The sequence below is a fragment of the Microcoleus sp. K4-B3 genome, assembly GCF_036704615.1.
GTDB lineage: Bacteria > Cyanobacteriota > Cyanobacteriia > Cyanobacteriales > Microcoleaceae > Microcoleus.
Genome location: NZ_JAUBSF010000079.1, coordinates 18,115 through 33,542, shown reverse-complemented (window position 1 = coordinate 33,542; position 15,428 = coordinate 18,115). Strand labels below are relative to the sequence as shown.

The window sequence follows — 15,428 nt, the reverse complement described above, 5'->3', positions numbered from 1 at the left end:
TAATTATGAAATGGAACCGAAAGATAAAAAATAAAGGCAACTTAGTTAATGCAGTTTAGATGTTTAACAGCTTATTCAAAGTATGTCCTTATTCCTAGATAGGGTCGCAGGAGGAGGAAAATCTATTAAAGAGCGTCTTGAAGCTGAAGGTATCAAGTCTTTGTGATCACTGTATAACAACGCCCATGCACACCGACCGCCGAAAGTTGATCGGTTATGATGCAAAGGCTATCGGCGGCGGGTGATGGGCAACGTTAGCCTGCACAATGTCTAGGATCTATTTGAACAGGTGTTTTTAGAACTGTATAGCTAAGTAATTCTAAATCTTTAGTTTTGGAATTCAGCAAAAGATTTATTTTGAATACGGGGGTAAGCCTAGAGATCTAATTTATATCACTAAAGGTTACGACCAAAGTTGGTATCACAGCTTATTTAGACTTTCCACCGCTGTCTGATGAAGATTTAGTCATGAATGCTGAGGGCTTTTTTCTGGAATTAGACGAACCAGAAACAGCGTAGGAGTAGTCCCGATCGCGGTGAAGTAAAGACAACGTTCCGGAAAACTAAGACCGCTATCTCAATCGCCAGAATCCACTGCATCCGGCAATCGATCGGGATCGATACCTTGCGATCGCAGCATTTCCTCTAATCGTTCTACACGTTGCTGGGCTTGCTCCTTCGCCAGTCGCTCTTGCTCCTTCGCCAGTCGCTCTTCCTCTGTGCGTTGTCTTTCCCGCTCTTCGGGGCTGAGGCAGCGATCGCCCGCTGCGTCGTACCACGTTAAAATCTCCTGGGACAAACCACCTACCAAACCCCGATAGCGTCCAATTCCCAACCCCACCTCCGGCATCCAGTAAGGTTCGCCAATTTGTAGTTGATAAACGCCATTTTCGAGTTTGTACAGTTCAAAGGGTTGATGGCGATCGCGCTGCCAAAATTCAGGGTTATAAATTAGGTAATACAGCACGCCTAACTCGGCGTAGAGCTCCAGTTTTTCGTCATATTCGCCTCCGGGACGGTGGGACACCATCTCCAACACAAAAATCGGCACCACCTCGTTTTCTTCCCAAGTGGCATAGCTGCGCCGCGATTTTCCTCCCTTCTTGCGCTCTACCCCCAGACTCAGGAAAGCATCAGGAACACGGGCACTTTCGGACTCACCCCAGTAGTGTGATACACCGCCATATCGACGCCGAAGTACCAGTCCATCCGCGCTGACCAGAGGTAAATCAATGACAGCAGCAGCAAATTGGGTAACAGGTTCTGGTCTTCGTTATCCACGGGCGTATCGTCCGAACAGGGCAGGTCGGCAGTGCTGGGCAAATTTTGCAACAGAGGCTTGGAAATCACCGGAAGAACCGCCAGAGACACTTAGTTCATACTATTGTACCGTAGCTGACATTAAAGGAAACACAGTTAAATTCATCTGTGTATCCGTATCAATATCGGTGTCGCGCGTGGCTTCATTTCAGTTCAACATTTACCGTCGAGCATGATATGGTTGGTGAAAAAAGTTCGATCGCCCTTCATGCGGAAGAGGGAAAAAAGAACAACAGCACGACACGGATAGCACGGATACACGGATGATATTGTAAGGGCAATCGTTCTTAACCGAAAAAAATCAGATTAAATTGCGATCGCTCACTCTCGGAAATTTTAGCGTACAGGAAATATAACTTGCTTTACCTATGATCGAGAACTCAGCACAAGAGGAATGGCGAAGCAAAACGCTTGCATACGCCGCAGCGGTAAACTCATTTGTCGAAAAAGGTCTTCGTGAAGGATGGGAAAAGGCTAGTGAAGAGCCAGTCGATCCCGGCCGAAATCATTTGGCGAACACCGTAATAGGTGCTGTTCGGCAGGCGAATGCAAACGGCGAATTGAGCGATCTCAGAGAACGGTGGCCTCCAGCGCATAGTCCATTGATTGAGCTGTTAGAAGAAAATGGACAAAGCATACCTATTGTTTGCATTCTTCCTGACTCATCGATAGTTGCTCGCATTGGAGCGCCGTATGAAACAGGTCGGACGGTTCACATCGTTGGTGATTCCGTCACAGACGTACCGGATGTGGGGTTCTTTGGTCAAGGCCCGAATCGTCGTTATTTCGCGCTCGCCCAATCGAATGGTGTCCGAATTGTCGATGGCTGGAATGGCCCCGAAGTTGCTCTGTGTCGGTGGCCTACGGGACTGGAAGATGTGCCTGATGGTTTCGATGTCTCAGCGTTGGATTCGCCACCAACCCCGACACGACTGATTCCTTTTCCTGACGGAAAGCGAACTCTCTTAGTAAGTAGCGACGGCATATTCCTATTGTCGCCATCCGATGCCCAGCGACTACTTCCAACCACAGAGCAGATGAAAAAACACTTCAAATGGCTACGAGAAGAATATCCAAATGAAAAACTGACGATAGACGTTTCTATGGAACACGGTGCAGTATCCAAAAATGGAAAGCTCATCGCTATTGGTTCACAAGACAGTACGCATTTGATTTTCAACGACGAACTGGCGGTCGTTGGCAACATTGGCAATCAAAGTGAATATCCACACTACGCCTTATTTAGCTCAGACGATGCCATGATTGCGTTCAACTCTTGCCATTTCTACAACGGCATAACCATCGGCGTACCAACGAATTTGCTACACGCTCTGGAGACAGACCCGTATGAAGAAGACAAACGCACTCCTATTCTTGAAAACGGTGCACGGGTTTATGCAGGTGTCAGTCGTAACGACGAGTTTATCATAGGTGATGCAAGTGGGTACGTCCGTGCCTTCAGTATGACAGGGGAAGCTCGATGGCAGCACTTTATCGGTTCCAGTGTTGGTGACATTGACATTTCAGCCGACGGTACGACGCTTGCGGTTTCCACATATGCAGGTTTTCTCTCAATCATCAAGTTGGATGCCGGAATGCAGGCTTCCTACCAGATTGGGAACGGCAATCACTTAGAAACTCGTCGCTGGATTTTCTGGAAGAACGAACCCAATCCGCTAATCTGGTGAGTACGCTCTAACGTATGAGGTTCATTACCTGTCTTTTGAAATCATTTGTGCAAACTGTTAAACCTCAAAGAGCGATCGCCCTTAACCGAAAAAATCAAATTCCCGACTTCTAAATTCATCCGTGTATCCGTGTCAACATCCGTCTTCTTCCCTCATTTCAGTTCAACATTTACCGTAGCCGACATCCCCGGTGCAATCCGCGATTCATAGCCTTTAATGCTTTCAGCATCAAACACAACTTTTACCGGAATCCGCTGCACAACTTTGGTGAAGTTTCCCGTAGCATTATCGGGAGGCAATAAGGAGAATTGAGCGCCAGAAGCAGGGGAGAAACTATCCAGATGACCTTCAAATTTGCGGCCACCAAAAGCATCTAATTTGATTTCTACTTTTTGGCCTGGTTTCATATTTGCCAGTTGCGTTTCTTTGAAGTTGGCAACTACCCACAAATCGTTACTGACGATCGCCATTAACGGAGTTCCCGGCTGCACCCGCTGCCCGACTTCAACGGATTTGCGGCCGATTTGTCCGGCGGCCGGAGCAGTAATATTCGTGTAGGAAAGTTGCAGTTGAGCGTCTTTAACCGCGGCTTCCGATTGCCCGATCGCAGCTTTAGCAGCATCATACTGCGATCGACTGACTTTAGTTTGCTCTACCGTAGCTTCAGCTTGTTGCAATCCGCCCTTTGATGCAGCAAGTTTGGCTTCGGCGGTGCTGATACCTTCTTGCGCTAGGGCGACTTTAGCTTCAGCGCTGGCGACGCCGACTTGGGCGCGCGCTACTTGGGCTTCGGCTTGTTTTACCCCTTCTTGAGCTTGGGCTACTGCTGCTTGGGCTGCGGTTACGCCTTCTTTGGCTTGAGCTAAGCGCGCTCTGGCTTGGGCAATTCCTTGTTGGGCTGCGGTGGTTTGGCCTTGGGCTACTTCGTAGGCTGCTTTGGCGGAGTCTAGTTGCTGGCGGGCGATCGCACCTTCTTGCTGCAAGCTTTCGTACCGTCTGTAATCAGCTTGCGTCTTGACGAGGTTGGCTTGCGCTTGTGCTAGCTGAGCTTGCGCAGCAGCAATGCCGGCTTCGGCTTCCGTCACCTTGGCTTGAGCTTGCGGAATTCCGGCTTGAGCTTGGGCAACTTTGGCTTGCGCTGCGGGCACGCCGGCTTCGGCTTCGGCTACCGCAGCTTCTGCCGCGGGTACGCCTTGTTGCGCTTCTCTAATTGCTGCTTGGGCGGTGGAAATGGCAGCGTTGGCGCTGCCGATATCTCCTTGAGCTTGGGCAGTTTTGCCTTGGCTGGTTTGGGCGACTAGGGAAATATTGGCTTCGGCTGCTTCGGCTTGGCGGCGAGCATTTTCTAAGGCTGCTTGGGCTTGTTGGACTTTAACTTGGTAGTCGCGGGGGTCGAGTTTGATCAGCAGTTGTCCGGGTTTTACTTGTTGGTTGTCTTGTACTAAGACTTCGCCGACTGTACCGTTGATGCGGCTGCTGACTTGGTGGATGTGTCCGGCAACTGTAGCATTGTCGGTTTCTTGGTGGATGGAGGCGTATTGCCAGTAGTGGTAGCCGAAGCTGCCTGCGGCGATCGCCCCTAGGCCCAGCGCTGCTAAGATCAACGCTTTCGGGGCTTTTTTCTTGGGTGTTGCAGCCGTCGGCAGTGGTGCTTGCAGTTCTGTTTCTGCGCCTGTTTTGACCTCGGCGGGGGCGTTGATTTCTGTCTCTGGGGCGGGGATTACTGGTAGGCTTTTAGCGATGGTGTCGTCGATCGGCTTTTCTAATACGGCGACTGCTTTGCCGTTGCCGTTGCCGTTGAATTCTGGGTTGATTTCGTTTGTGCCTTTCATGATATTTGACTCCTGATACTTTAGTAAGATGTCGTTTGTTTAGGGTACGTAGTTTTTATTTAGTAAGACGGCTTTTTTTAAGAGTGCGTAGTATTTTGCGGTTATTTGTAATGTACTGGAGGTAGATGCTGCTGCACTTCACTCAAAAGATTGATTTGTCGGTTTAGGAAAGATTCAGGATCGATCGATCGATCAGTTGGGAAAAAAGTTCTCGATCTGCCTCTGAAATTCCCTCGACAGCTCGATCTCTGATTTTAGCTACCAGCGGGGGCAATACCTCTTGCAGTTCCGTGCCGGAGTCTGTCAGCCAAATGCGCCATATACGGCGATCGCGGGTGTCTCTCTCCCGGCGGACTAGGCCTCTTTCTTCCATGCGATCGAGCACGCCTGTCAGCGTCCCGCCTACCTGTTGCAGTTTGTCGCCAATGCTGGAAGTCGGCAAACCGTCTTCTTGCCACAAGCAGCACAGTACCAGCCAGTGAAAAGGTGTCAATCCAAAGGGTTCAAGTACCTCTTGCAGCCTGCGGCTGCCTAACTGTGCCAGCAGTTTGAGCCGGTAGCCCAGGCTCTGAGGGGCGAGAACGTCGTGCCACTGAGCTAGATTTATGCGATCGACAGTGGATGTAATAACCATAGGTTTATTAGTTAGCGTTCGTATTATTAGAGTAGGATATTTTTTTGGTGTTGTCAAGGGGGCGCAAGCAGATTTTTTGAGGCCGACAGCTATGCTAAAACCGGGAATCCCCCTGGGACTTAAGTCCCAGGCTAAAAGCTGAATTCGGTTGAAACAGACTAAAAAATTCAAGCTTAACTGATGGGATGCTGGATCGTTCGATCGAGACTGCCACTGCTGTTTAGTCCACTTAAAGTAGACTTTAGCTGTAAGCCAGGGACGTAAATCCCTGGCGGACTCGCGGGTACACTCGCAGACTGTGGCGCTGCGGAGGATGTGTAGCTTTCGATAGGATTATCGATCGCACGATCGAGCATCACCCGACTGCCGGATGTCCGCCCTGCGAGGTGTGTTTACATTTCTTAATTTTTCTTAAACTAGAAAGGGTAAATCTAGTTTGCGATCAGAATTTATGTTGCTTCCAGCCGACAAACGCACCAAGTTAGACGACACCGACGACAATTTGTTCTATTCCTATCCCCGGTTTGTGACTCACGTAGACGATGGATTCATTCAGCAACTAACGGATTTATATCGGGAACGGCTGAAACCGAATACTCGGATTTTTGATATGATGAGCAGTTGGGTTTCTCACTTCCCCGACGAGATGCAATTTGCCCATGTTGAAGGGCACGGCATGAATGAAGAGGAGTTGGCAAAAAATCGCAGACTAAATCATTATTTTGTCCAGGATTTGAATGCAAATCCTAAGTTGCCACTGCCTGATTCAGAATTTGACGCCGTTGTCAACTGCGTTTCGGTACAGTATTTGCAACACCCGGATGCGATTTTTGCCGAGATTCACCGGATATTGAAGCCAGGTGGCGTAGCAATTGTGAGCTTTTCCAACCGGATGTTTTATCAAAAGGCGATCGCAGCTTGGCGGGAAGGTTCGGAGGGCGATCGGGTAGAATTAGTCAAGGGTTACTTTGATTCTGTCAAAGGAGCGAATATACCCGGATTTAGCAAGCCGGAAGTAATAGTTCGCAAGGCTAACTTGCCGAGTTTTATGCAAATGCTGCGAATAGGAAGCGGCGATCCGTTTTATGCGGTAGTTGCTTACCGCCAAAGTTAGAATTTTTTGTAGTAAGGACTTTAGGACTTTAGGTGGAAATTGAAAGCACTAAAGTCCTTACTACAAACCGATCGAAACCTATACTCTTTAGGTTAGGATATATTTAATATTTGCTCCTAAAATATGGAAAACCAGCTTTTGCAGCGCATCACACTCGATCCAAATATCTGCCACGGAAAACCCTGTATTCGCGGTCTCCGATATCCAGTAGAGTTCATTCTTGAATTACTAAGTTCTGGTATGAATGCTAAAGAAATTATAGATGACTATGATGATTTAAAACATGAGGATATTCTAGCTGCTTTGCTATTTGCCGCGCGGCTGACTCAAGTGAAAAGCATATACCGAGTATTAGTGTAATGAAGTTTTTGGTAGATGCACAATTACCACTACGTCTTGCCCGCGTGCTGCAATCTGCTGGTTGCGATAGTATTCATACTAAGGATTTACCTCGACGAAATGCAACTCCGGATTCAGAAATTAACTGGCTTTCCATCCAAGAAAGCAGAATTGTTATCACCAAAGATAGAGATTTTATCGATTCATTTATGATCCAGCAGCAACCTTACAAGCTGTTGATATTGACGACAGGCAACATAAATAATAACCAACTTATAGACTTATTTATGAATAACTTGCCGCAGTTGGCTGAACTCTTTCAGGAAAATTCATTGATAGAAATGAATCGCGATACAATTGTAGTTCATCAGTAATAAATTAGGGTGAAACCTGGATATGAAACCATACCAGCAAATAGCGATCGACGAATGCGGCGAACCTTTAGTCCCCATTCCACCAGAAAATTTTGCCTTTGAAATCCCGCACCCTTATCAAAAGTTGGGGGCTCCTTATGACAACAGCAAAGCAGATTCGCCTTACTATTTGCGGCAAGGAGTTGTAGATAGTTTAATCGCAGCTCAAACTGAGCTACAGCAAAATTATCAAAATTGGAAAATTCTGATATTTGACGCTTATCGGCCGGTCGAAGTCCAGCAATTTATGGTAGATTATACTTTTAATCAAATTGCCCTAGCTCAAGGCTGCGAATTTCCAGTTTCCGAAGACAAACGCCAAGTAATTATAGAACACGTATATCAATTTTGGGCAGTACCGAGCCTCGATCGCGCGACACCTCCCCCTCACAGTACAGGTGCAGCTTTAGATGTAACTTTAGCGGCTCAAAATAATCGGCAAATTGATATGGGTTCTCCGATTGATGAAATATCAGAACGTTCTTATCCCGATTATTTTGCTAACAGCAATCACCCACAAGAACAGCAATATCACTGTCACAGGCAAATCTTAAAAAATGCGATGATAGCTGCGGGTTTTCAGCAGCATCCTAACGAATGGTGGCATTTTTGTCTGGGCGATCAGATGTGGGCTTGGTTGACAAATCAAAACAATAGTGTTAATCAATTGATTGCCCGATACGGCCGCTATTAAAACGGTACGCAATTAAATCTGGACTGGTGGACTCGCAACCTTGAGAAACCGGGTTTATTGACAAAAAACCTCAGCTTTTAGGTGCTTTCTTCGGCAACAAACCAGGTTTATGACACTCTATGCGTCCAGGAATATAAAAGCTCGATCGGCATAAATAATTTGTATCATCAGACACGACAACTATTGCCAGCGGGGTAGCAGTGCTTTAAAATCAACAAGAGCGAACAAGTGCAGGCAAATCAAGCCAGCACCGCAAACCCTAAAGGATAACTCAGAGTTCACCCAATGAAAGCACTCATCCTCTCTGGCGGCAAAGGAACACGCTTGCGTCCCCTCACCTATACGGGTGCTAAGCAATTGGTTCCTGTAGCAAATAAGCCGATACTGTGGTACGGAATTGAAGGAATTGTGGCGGCTGGGATTACGGATATTGGGATTATTATTAGTCCCGAAACCGGGGAAGAGGTGAAGACGAAAACAGGAGATGGATCTCGATTCGGTGCAAAAATTACTTATATCTTGCAAGCAGAGCCGGCGGGACTCGCTCACGCGGTGAAAGTTGCCAGACCATTTTTGGGCGATTCTCCGTTTATTATGTATTTGGGAGATAACTTAATTGAGAATCAGCTAGATCCGTTTTTAGAAATTTTTAACAAGCAAAAACTAGACGCTTTGATTTTGCTTCGTCCAGTTCCCAATCCCTCTGCTTTCGGTGTTGCAAAAGTTGATGATAACGGGCGAGTTTTGCAGTTAGTAGAAAAACCCAAAGTTCCGCCGTCAAATTTAGCACTGGTGGGAATTTACTTTTTTGCTCCTACTATCCACGAGGCGATCGATCAAATTCAACCTTCGCCCCGGGGCGAACTCGAAATTACCGATGCCATTCAACAACTCATCAATCAGGAAAAACACGTAGAAGCCTGCAATTTAGAGGGTTGGTGGCTGGATACGGGGAAAAAAGACGATTTGCTGAGTGCAAACCAAATCATTTTAGATAGCCGTATCGTAGCTTCAACTGAATTAAAAGTAGATGCAAAAAGTCAAATTATCGGGCGAGTGCAAATAGGGGAAGGAACGGAGGTAATTAATTCTACGGTTCGCGGGCCAGTGGTAATTGGGGAAAATTGCCGCATTGAAAATTGCTTTATCGGGCCTTACAGCAGTATTGCCGATCGCGTGACGATGATTGATGCTGATATCGAACACAGCGTAATATTGCAAGGGGCAAAAATAGTTGGCATTCACCAGCGAATTGTTGACAGCGTGATCGGGCAGCGAGCTCAACTCACTAATGCACCGGCTCGTCCAAAAGCTCTGCGGTTTATGATTGGTGATGACAGTCAAATCGAGTTAGCTTAAATTGAGATATTGCCAATATCGGAAGCAATAATCCTGATTTAACAAGAGATTAATTTTTTTGTGGGGTGGGCATCCTGCCCGCCCTTGAACAGCCAAGATGCCTGTTCCACAATTAGTTACAATTATTATTCAAGCAGCAAAGATGCCTGTTCCATAATAAGTCATAGTAAGTTATCTAAAGGAGAGGAAATTTTGCAGTACGAAGAAATACCAACTCAACAGATAATACATAAATTGCGACAAACTTTGGAGCCGCGAATTGGTATTGCTGAGCAGCCCCTATTGGGAACAGAAAATAGTGCGATCGCCCAAAATGAAGATGACGAAGACATCGCCCTTTTAAAGGCTGGTTTCGACATTTATAACATACCAATTACCTCTTACCAAAGACGGCTGGGTTCCGCAGTAATTGCAGTTAGAAAAATAGTCCGAAAATTACTCAGACCCGTACTCGAACGACAAGTAATTTACAATTTCGCTAATACCCGCGTCGTTCAAACATTGAGCATTCAATTGCAAAAATTGCAAGAAAATCAACAAAGCCTAGAGAAAAAAATTCAAGAGGAATTCAGCAGCGGATATCCCGAAGTTACAGCACAGCTTGAGACTCAACAAAGAGCGATCGCAACTTTTCAGTCGGAAATAGAGCAAATAAAAGCTGTGCAGCAGCAACATACTGCTATTTTAGAGAAGATTACCGCTCAATTGCTCGATCGACAACAATAAAGCATCAAAGATGACCCAAAATAATTTGGTCACAAGGCCCCAGATTTATTCGCGAGAGCAATGCTTCAATGCTTCAATGCTTCAATCGAAAATTATTCAATTCCTCAATCTAAAATCCCAAATTCCAAATCGAAAATTCCTCGATTTTTCAATTTTTAAATCGAAAATTGTTCAATCCTAAATCGAAAATCCAAAATTCTTTAATCCTTCAATTACTCAATCTAAAATCTAAAATCGAATGACTGCACTGCCAATATGCTCGTTAATTATAGTCAACTATAACGGTCTGCGCCACACGAAAGATTGCTTAAAATCTCTACAAAAACTTGCGTATCCCGAACAGCAACTAGATTTAATTGTAATTGATAATTGCTCTCAAGACGATTCCGTTAATTCCCTGCGCGAACTATTTCCGAAAGTCCGCATTTTTGTCAATTCCGCCAACAACTTTGCTAAAGCCCTCAACCTTGGCATCAGCGAAGCAACAGGGCAATATATCGGATTTTTAAATAACGATGCTACCCTTGACAGTCGCTGGTTAGAGATTCTTGTTAAAATCCTAGAAACTAATAAGAAAATCGGTGCAACTAGCGGCAAATTGCTGTTTAAAGACGGGCGGATTAACAGCGTAGGTATTCAGCAATTACCTAATTTTTATTGGCAAGATGTCGGCTTTGGCGAAAAAGATTCGGGACAGTACGATACAGAACGGGAAGTCGAAGGGCTTTGTTGGGCGGCGGTGCTTTTTCGGAGGGAATGTCTCGATGATGTCGGGCCGATAGATGAAGATTTTGTGATGTATTTTGAAGATGTAGAGTTTGCCAAACGCTGCCACAAACGCGGTTGGAAAATGCTTTATACTCCCGCCGCCATCGCCCATCACGAGTATCGGGGTTCGAGTAAAGGCAGCAAACTTACCGAGTATTTCTGCAACCGCAATCGGTTTTTGTATTTGGCAAAACACGAACCTTTGCAATTAGTCAAAGGAATTCATACTTCGGATTTTTTTACTAACAAGCAGTACGATTTGCTGTTCGAGAGTTTATTTGTAGCGATTAAAAAACTTCTAGATTATCAGAAACCGGAAATCATCGAAACTGTATTGCCGCAGTTGTCGGAAAAGTTGGCGGTGATTTACAGTCGGATGAAGATCGATGGCATTTTGTCTCGATTGCAGGTGGTTCGGGGCGATCGCAAAATGTCGATCGCCATTTACGATCACGGACTGCATTTTATTGGTGGCGGTCAAAAATACGTCGCTACTCTCGCCTCGCTGCTACAAAATGAATTTGACATTACTTTTATCGCCAACAAAGCAGTTGCTGTTTCCGACTTAGAATCGTGGTACGGACTCAACCTTTCAGGATGCAAAATTAAAATTATGCCCTTGGCGTTTTACGAGAAACGCGGAATGCAGTGCATCGATTCCAGCATCATTGTGGAGGATATGGAAAATCCCTTTGATGAAATTGCCAGAGAAAGCAAAAACTACGATATTTTTATCAACGCAAACCAACTGGAAAAAGTGCAACCACTGTCGCCAATCTCAGTATTTTTCTGTCACTTTCCCAATACTTTCCGCAACCGTCACTTTGCAGTCGATGATTACACTTTTATTATTGCCAACAGTCAATTTACAGTCAAGTGGTTGGAGAAACGCTGGAACTTAAAGCCCACTTTTATGCTTTATCCCCCGGTGGAAATGGCAACAGTTAAAGTGCCGAAAGAAAACATAATTTTGGCTGTGGGACAATTTGAAGCTGGGGGAACAAAAAAGCAAATTGAACTAATTAAAGCTTTCCGCAGTTTGCTAGCAGATTATCCCGAAGATTTTCAAGGATGGCGGCTAATTTTAGCCGGCAGCAGCATTCCCCGCAATCCTTATTTAAAGACTGTTCAGAATTTATTGAAGCAAGATTCAAGGGCGATCGAGTTAAAAGTGAATGCTGACTTCGATGAGGTAAAATCACTTTATGCTAGAGCTAGCATATTTTGGCACGGCTGCGGTTTGGGTGAAGTCAATCCTCAAAGATTTGAGCATTTCGGGATGGCGACTGTCGAAGCCATGCAAAATAGTTGTGCTCCGATTGTTTTCAACGGCGGCGGCCAACCGGAAATTGTCGAACATGGGCGATCGGGCTTTTTGTTCAATACGGTTGAGGAAATGTGCCAGCATTCACGTCAACTAATTGTTAATCCCGATTTGCTAGCAGAACTTCAAGCATGTGCACAGCAGCGCAGTCTGAATTTTAGACTTGCACGTTTTGAAGAAAAAGTCAAGAGTTTTTTTGAGATTATTCTCCAAGAATATGGTACAATTCGGCTGCCAAATCCTGCCGATATAGCTCAAATGCTCGATCGAACTTAAAGGCTAATTAATTAAATAGTCCACCAGGGGTTTTAACCCCTGGCTCAAAGCTAAAGTCTTATTGCATAGGACTAATATCAAAGTCAATTTTATTACCGTTTTCTTCAGTCCGCGCAGGCGGACTTTGTATGTGTAGTCGCGACTTCCAGTCGCCGGATATCTAAAATCATGTCTAATTCACTGTTAATCAATTTATCATTTTTAACTCCCGAACCAACTGGAATCGGGACTTATGCCGCTAATATTTTCCCAGAACTGCAACAGCTAAAACCAACATTACTTGTTTCCCAGCAAATTGACAATTATACTTGCTATCAAATTCCCGAAACTCTGACACCGAATCGCGGCCCGACAGGACAAATTGACAGGCTGCGGTGGACTCAATTCAATTTGCCAAAAATTTACCAAAAATTGCAGTCAACCCTGATATTTTCCCCAATTCCCGAAGCACCTTTGTATTCCGGCTGCCGCTACATCGTCACTGTTCACGATTTAATCCCTTTGCGATTTCCCCAACGGTTTTCTCGCTTAACAGCTTATTTTCGCTACTACATACCGCAGGTTTTGCGACAAGCAGAACACATTATTTGCGATTCTCAAGCAACGGCGGCAGATGTTGCTAACTTTTTCCAGATTACGCCTAAAAAGATGACCGCAATTCCCCTAGCTTGCGATAATATTAATTTTAGATATCTCGACTTGCCAACCAAAAATTATTTTCTTTATACCGGCAGACACGATCCTTATAAAAACTTAGAAAGATTAATTGCTGCATTTGCGAGTTTGCCCGATCGCGCAAATTGCGAATTGTGGCTAGCAGGGCCTCCCAATGCCTACACACCGCAGTTGACAGCACAAGTTGAACAATTGGGTTTACAATCTTTGGTAAAGTTTCTCGGTTACGTTCCCTATTCTCAATTGCCCGTACTGATGAATCAGGCGATCGCCCTAGTTTTCCCTACACTTTGGGAAGGATTCGGCTTACCAATTTTAGAAGCAATGGCTTGCGGCACACCCGTCATCACATCCAACCTGTCATCGATGCCAGAAGTAGCCGGAGATGCCGCCTTATTAGTCAATCCTTACAGCGTCGGAGAAATAGCCGAAGCCATGCAAACATTAGCCACAGATTCAAAAGTGCGATCGAACTTAAAAACTGTTAGTTTAGCCAGATCGTCTCAATTTAGCTGGCACAAAACCGGAAAAGCAACCGCCAACATCTTACAACAATATCTTTAAATCTTCCCTCTCTTCCTTTCTCCTCTCTGCGTCCTCTGCGCCCTCTGCGGTTAAATAAAAAAAATCCCACCAAAAACCGCAATCTACATATTATCCCATGCCCAATTCCCAATCCAACCTGCTCATCAACCTCTCCTTCCTAATTTCCAAACCAACCGGCTTAGCCATCTACGCCAAAAACCTATTTCCCCACCTAAAATCTCTCAATCCAACATTACTAACAGCAGAAAATTTTCCCAATAACAACTGCTACCAAATCCCCGCTAACCTAACACCAGAACAAGGAACAAAAGGACACATCAACCGATTGCTGTGGACACAAACCCAACTCCCCAAAATTTACAAACAGCTAAAATCTAACCTGTTATTTTCCCCAATTCCCGAAGCTCCTTTATTTACAGGTTGCCGCTATATAATTACAGTACATGACTTAATAGCGCTGCGATTTCCCCGCCGCTTCGATCCTCTGACACCTTACCACCGCTACTACATTCCCCAAGTGCTGCGGCAGGCTCAACACGTCATTTGCGACTCTGAATCAACTGCCAAAGATATCGCTAATTTTTGCAAGATTCCTACTAATTTAATTACGCCAATTTTCCCCGGATACGATACCAGTTTCTTCCGTTTTTTAGACTTGCCAACAAGCAATTATTTTCTTTATATAGGCCGCCACAATCCCTATAAAAACGTGCAGCGAGTTGTAGCAGCATTTGCTGCTTTGCCTGATAATTCCGAGTACGAATTGTGGATAGCAGGTTCGGAAGATAAACGCTATACGCCGCTGCTGAAGGCGCAGGTTCAAGAATTGGGATTGGTCGATCGAATAAAATTTCTAGATTACCTCCCCGCAGCCGACTTGCCCAAAGTCATCAACCGGGCGATCGCCCTGGTTTTCCCCAGTCTTTGGGAAGGATTCGGGCTCCCCGTGCTCGAAGCAATGGCCTGCGGCACTCCTGTCATCACCTCTAACCTGTCTTCAATGCCCGAAGTGGCGGGGGGTGCAGCATTATTGGTCAACCCCTACAGCGTCGAGGAAATTGCCTCTGCTATGCACCAGCTTGCAGTCGATGCCAAAGTTCGATCGCACTTGCGGGAGCTCGGTTTAGCCAGAGCAAAACAATTTAGCTGGGAAAAAACAGGTCTGGAAACTGCTGCTATTCTCGATCGATATATCTAATTTTTCTATTCTGACAGCACAGAGAATCGTATTGAGGGTGCGATCGCATTTAGGGTGCGATCGCCACCGGTGTCAGCAGACATGTGGGAAATAGAAGCTACAAGCCCGATCTCATGTCTGGCAAATTAACAGCAATTAAGCTCGGGGACGGGTTTTGTAGAGGCGGGTTAGCCAATATCTACGATTCATATCCAGAGTATTTGTCAACCCGCCCTTCCCGCCCATTTCGGCAAAATTCGCCCTTTTACTTGTTGATACCCAACTGATCGCCGCGCTTGTACTGCTGATAAGCAGCAAAAAACAGCCCCGCCAGAGTAACAAAGATTAGACCCAGAACAATACCTGAAAGCAGCGGTTCTACCATGAGATCTCCTTAACGTTAAGATTTAACAACCTATTTTTCATATTACCAGCACTTACACAGATGAAATTTCACATTCATCGCCCTTCCGGGGGTCTAAGAGCTTGCTCTCCCCGCTGCGAACGATTAAGCTATGTTATGAGAAATAAATTTTCTTGTAG

General features: G+C 45.5%; 15 protein-coding genes. 10 read left to right on the top strand and 5 right to left on the bottom strand.

Annotated features, from left to right (window positions below):
* Window positions 1-577: 577 nt before the first annotated feature.
* Together QUA78_RS25290 and QUA78_RS25285 are read right to left on the bottom strand one after the other, a co-directional pair.
* Complete coding sequence (locus tag QUA78_RS25290; RefSeq protein WP_333399091.1) at window positions 578-1,120, bottom strand: Uma2 family endonuclease; 543 nt, start codon at window positions 1,118-1,120, stop codon at window positions 578-580.
* Window positions 1,121-1,122: 2 nt separating this feature from the next.
* Window positions 1,123-1,350 carry a hypothetical protein gene (locus tag QUA78_RS25285; protein ID WP_333399090.1) on the bottom strand — a complete coding sequence of 76 codons (228 nt, stop codon included), beginning with the start codon at window positions 1,348-1,350 and terminating at the stop codon, window positions 1,123-1,125.
* A 338-nt stretch (window positions 1,351-1,688) separates the two neighbouring features.
* On the opposite strand from QUA78_RS25285, the gene QUA78_RS25280 reads away from it, so the two are divergent.
* The gene (locus QUA78_RS25280) at window positions 1,689-3,008 is read left to right on the top strand and encodes a hypothetical protein (protein WP_333305260.1); all 1,320 of its coding nucleotides are present in this window, start codon (window positions 1,689-1,691) and stop codon (window positions 3,006-3,008) included.
* A gap of 152 nt (window positions 3,009-3,160) precedes the next feature.
* Here the strand turns inward: QUA78_RS25280 and QUA78_RS25275 are convergent, their stop codons facing one another.
* Window positions 3,161-4,840, bottom strand: coding sequence for an HlyD family secretion protein (locus tag QUA78_RS25275; RefSeq protein WP_333305262.1), 1,680 nt, complete (start codon window positions 4,838-4,840; stop codon window positions 3,161-3,163).
* A gap of 163 nt (window positions 4,841-5,003) precedes the next feature.
* Window positions 5,004-5,474, bottom strand: a complete 471-nt coding sequence (locus QUA78_RS25270) for a MarR family transcriptional regulator (RefSeq protein ID WP_333305264.1) — start codon at window positions 5,472-5,474, stop codon at window positions 5,004-5,006.
* A 451-nt stretch (window positions 5,475-5,925) separates the two neighbouring features.
* Between QUA78_RS25270 and QUA78_RS25265 the strand changes: the two genes are divergently transcribed.
* From QUA78_RS25265 to QUA78_RS25225, 9 genes are all read left to right on the top strand, one after another.
* Window positions 5,926-6,588 carry a class I SAM-dependent methyltransferase gene (locus QUA78_RS25265; protein WP_333305266.1) on the top strand — a complete coding sequence of 221 codons (663 nt, stop codon included), beginning with the start codon at window positions 5,926-5,928 and terminating at the stop codon, window positions 6,586-6,588.
* Between the two features lie 123 nt (window positions 6,589-6,711).
* Window positions 6,712-6,948, top strand: a complete 237-nt coding sequence (locus tag QUA78_RS25260) for a DUF433 domain-containing protein (protein ID WP_333305268.1) — start codon at window positions 6,712-6,714, stop codon at window positions 6,946-6,948.
* The gene (locus QUA78_RS25255; RefSeq protein WP_333305270.1) at window positions 6,948-7,301 is read left to right on the top strand and encodes a DUF5615 family PIN-like protein; all 354 of its coding nucleotides are present in this window, start codon (window positions 6,948-6,950) and stop codon (window positions 7,299-7,301) included. Before QUA78_RS25260 ends, QUA78_RS25255 begins: the two co-directional genes overlap by 1 nt.
* 22 nt (window positions 7,302-7,323) lie before the next feature.
* On the top strand, window positions 7,324-8,034 hold the full coding sequence (locus tag QUA78_RS25250; protein WP_333305272.1) for a M15 family metallopeptidase: 711 nt from the start codon (window positions 7,324-7,326) through the stop codon (window positions 8,032-8,034).
* A 285-nt stretch (window positions 8,035-8,319) separates the two neighbouring features.
* Window positions 8,320-9,393, top strand: a complete 1,074-nt coding sequence (locus QUA78_RS25245) for a glucose-1-phosphate thymidylyltransferase (protein WP_333305273.1) — start codon at window positions 8,320-8,322, stop codon at window positions 9,391-9,393.
* 192 nt (window positions 9,394-9,585) lie between these two features.
* Window positions 9,586-10,119 carry a hypothetical protein gene (locus tag QUA78_RS25240; RefSeq protein WP_333305275.1) on the top strand — a complete coding sequence of 178 codons (534 nt, stop codon included), beginning with the start codon at window positions 9,586-9,588 and terminating at the stop codon, window positions 10,117-10,119.
* A 238-nt stretch (window positions 10,120-10,357) separates the two neighbouring features.
* A complete protein-coding gene (locus QUA78_RS25235; protein ID WP_333305277.1) occupies window positions 10,358-12,487 on the top strand; it encodes a glycosyltransferase in 2,130 nt (709 codons plus the stop codon).
* Between the two features lie 168 nt (window positions 12,488-12,655).
* A complete protein-coding gene (locus tag QUA78_RS25230) occupies window positions 12,656-13,726 on the top strand; it encodes a glycosyltransferase family 1 protein (protein ID WP_333399089.1) in 1,071 nt (356 codons plus the stop codon).
* A 97-nt stretch (window positions 13,727-13,823) separates the two neighbouring features.
* Window positions 13,824-14,906 (top strand): glycosyltransferase family 1 protein, encoded by a 1,083-nt coding sequence (locus QUA78_RS25225; protein WP_333399088.1) that lies wholly within the window; start codon window positions 13,824-13,826, stop codon window positions 14,904-14,906.
* 244 nt (window positions 14,907-15,150) lie between these two features.
* Here QUA78_RS25225 and petG read toward each other — a convergent pair whose 3' ends face one another.
* Window positions 15,151-15,270, bottom strand: coding sequence for a cytochrome b6-f complex subunit V (petG, locus tag QUA78_RS25220; RefSeq protein ID WP_006632329.1), 120 nt, complete (start codon window positions 15,268-15,270; stop codon window positions 15,151-15,153).
* Window positions 15,271-15,428 lie beyond the last annotated feature (158 nt).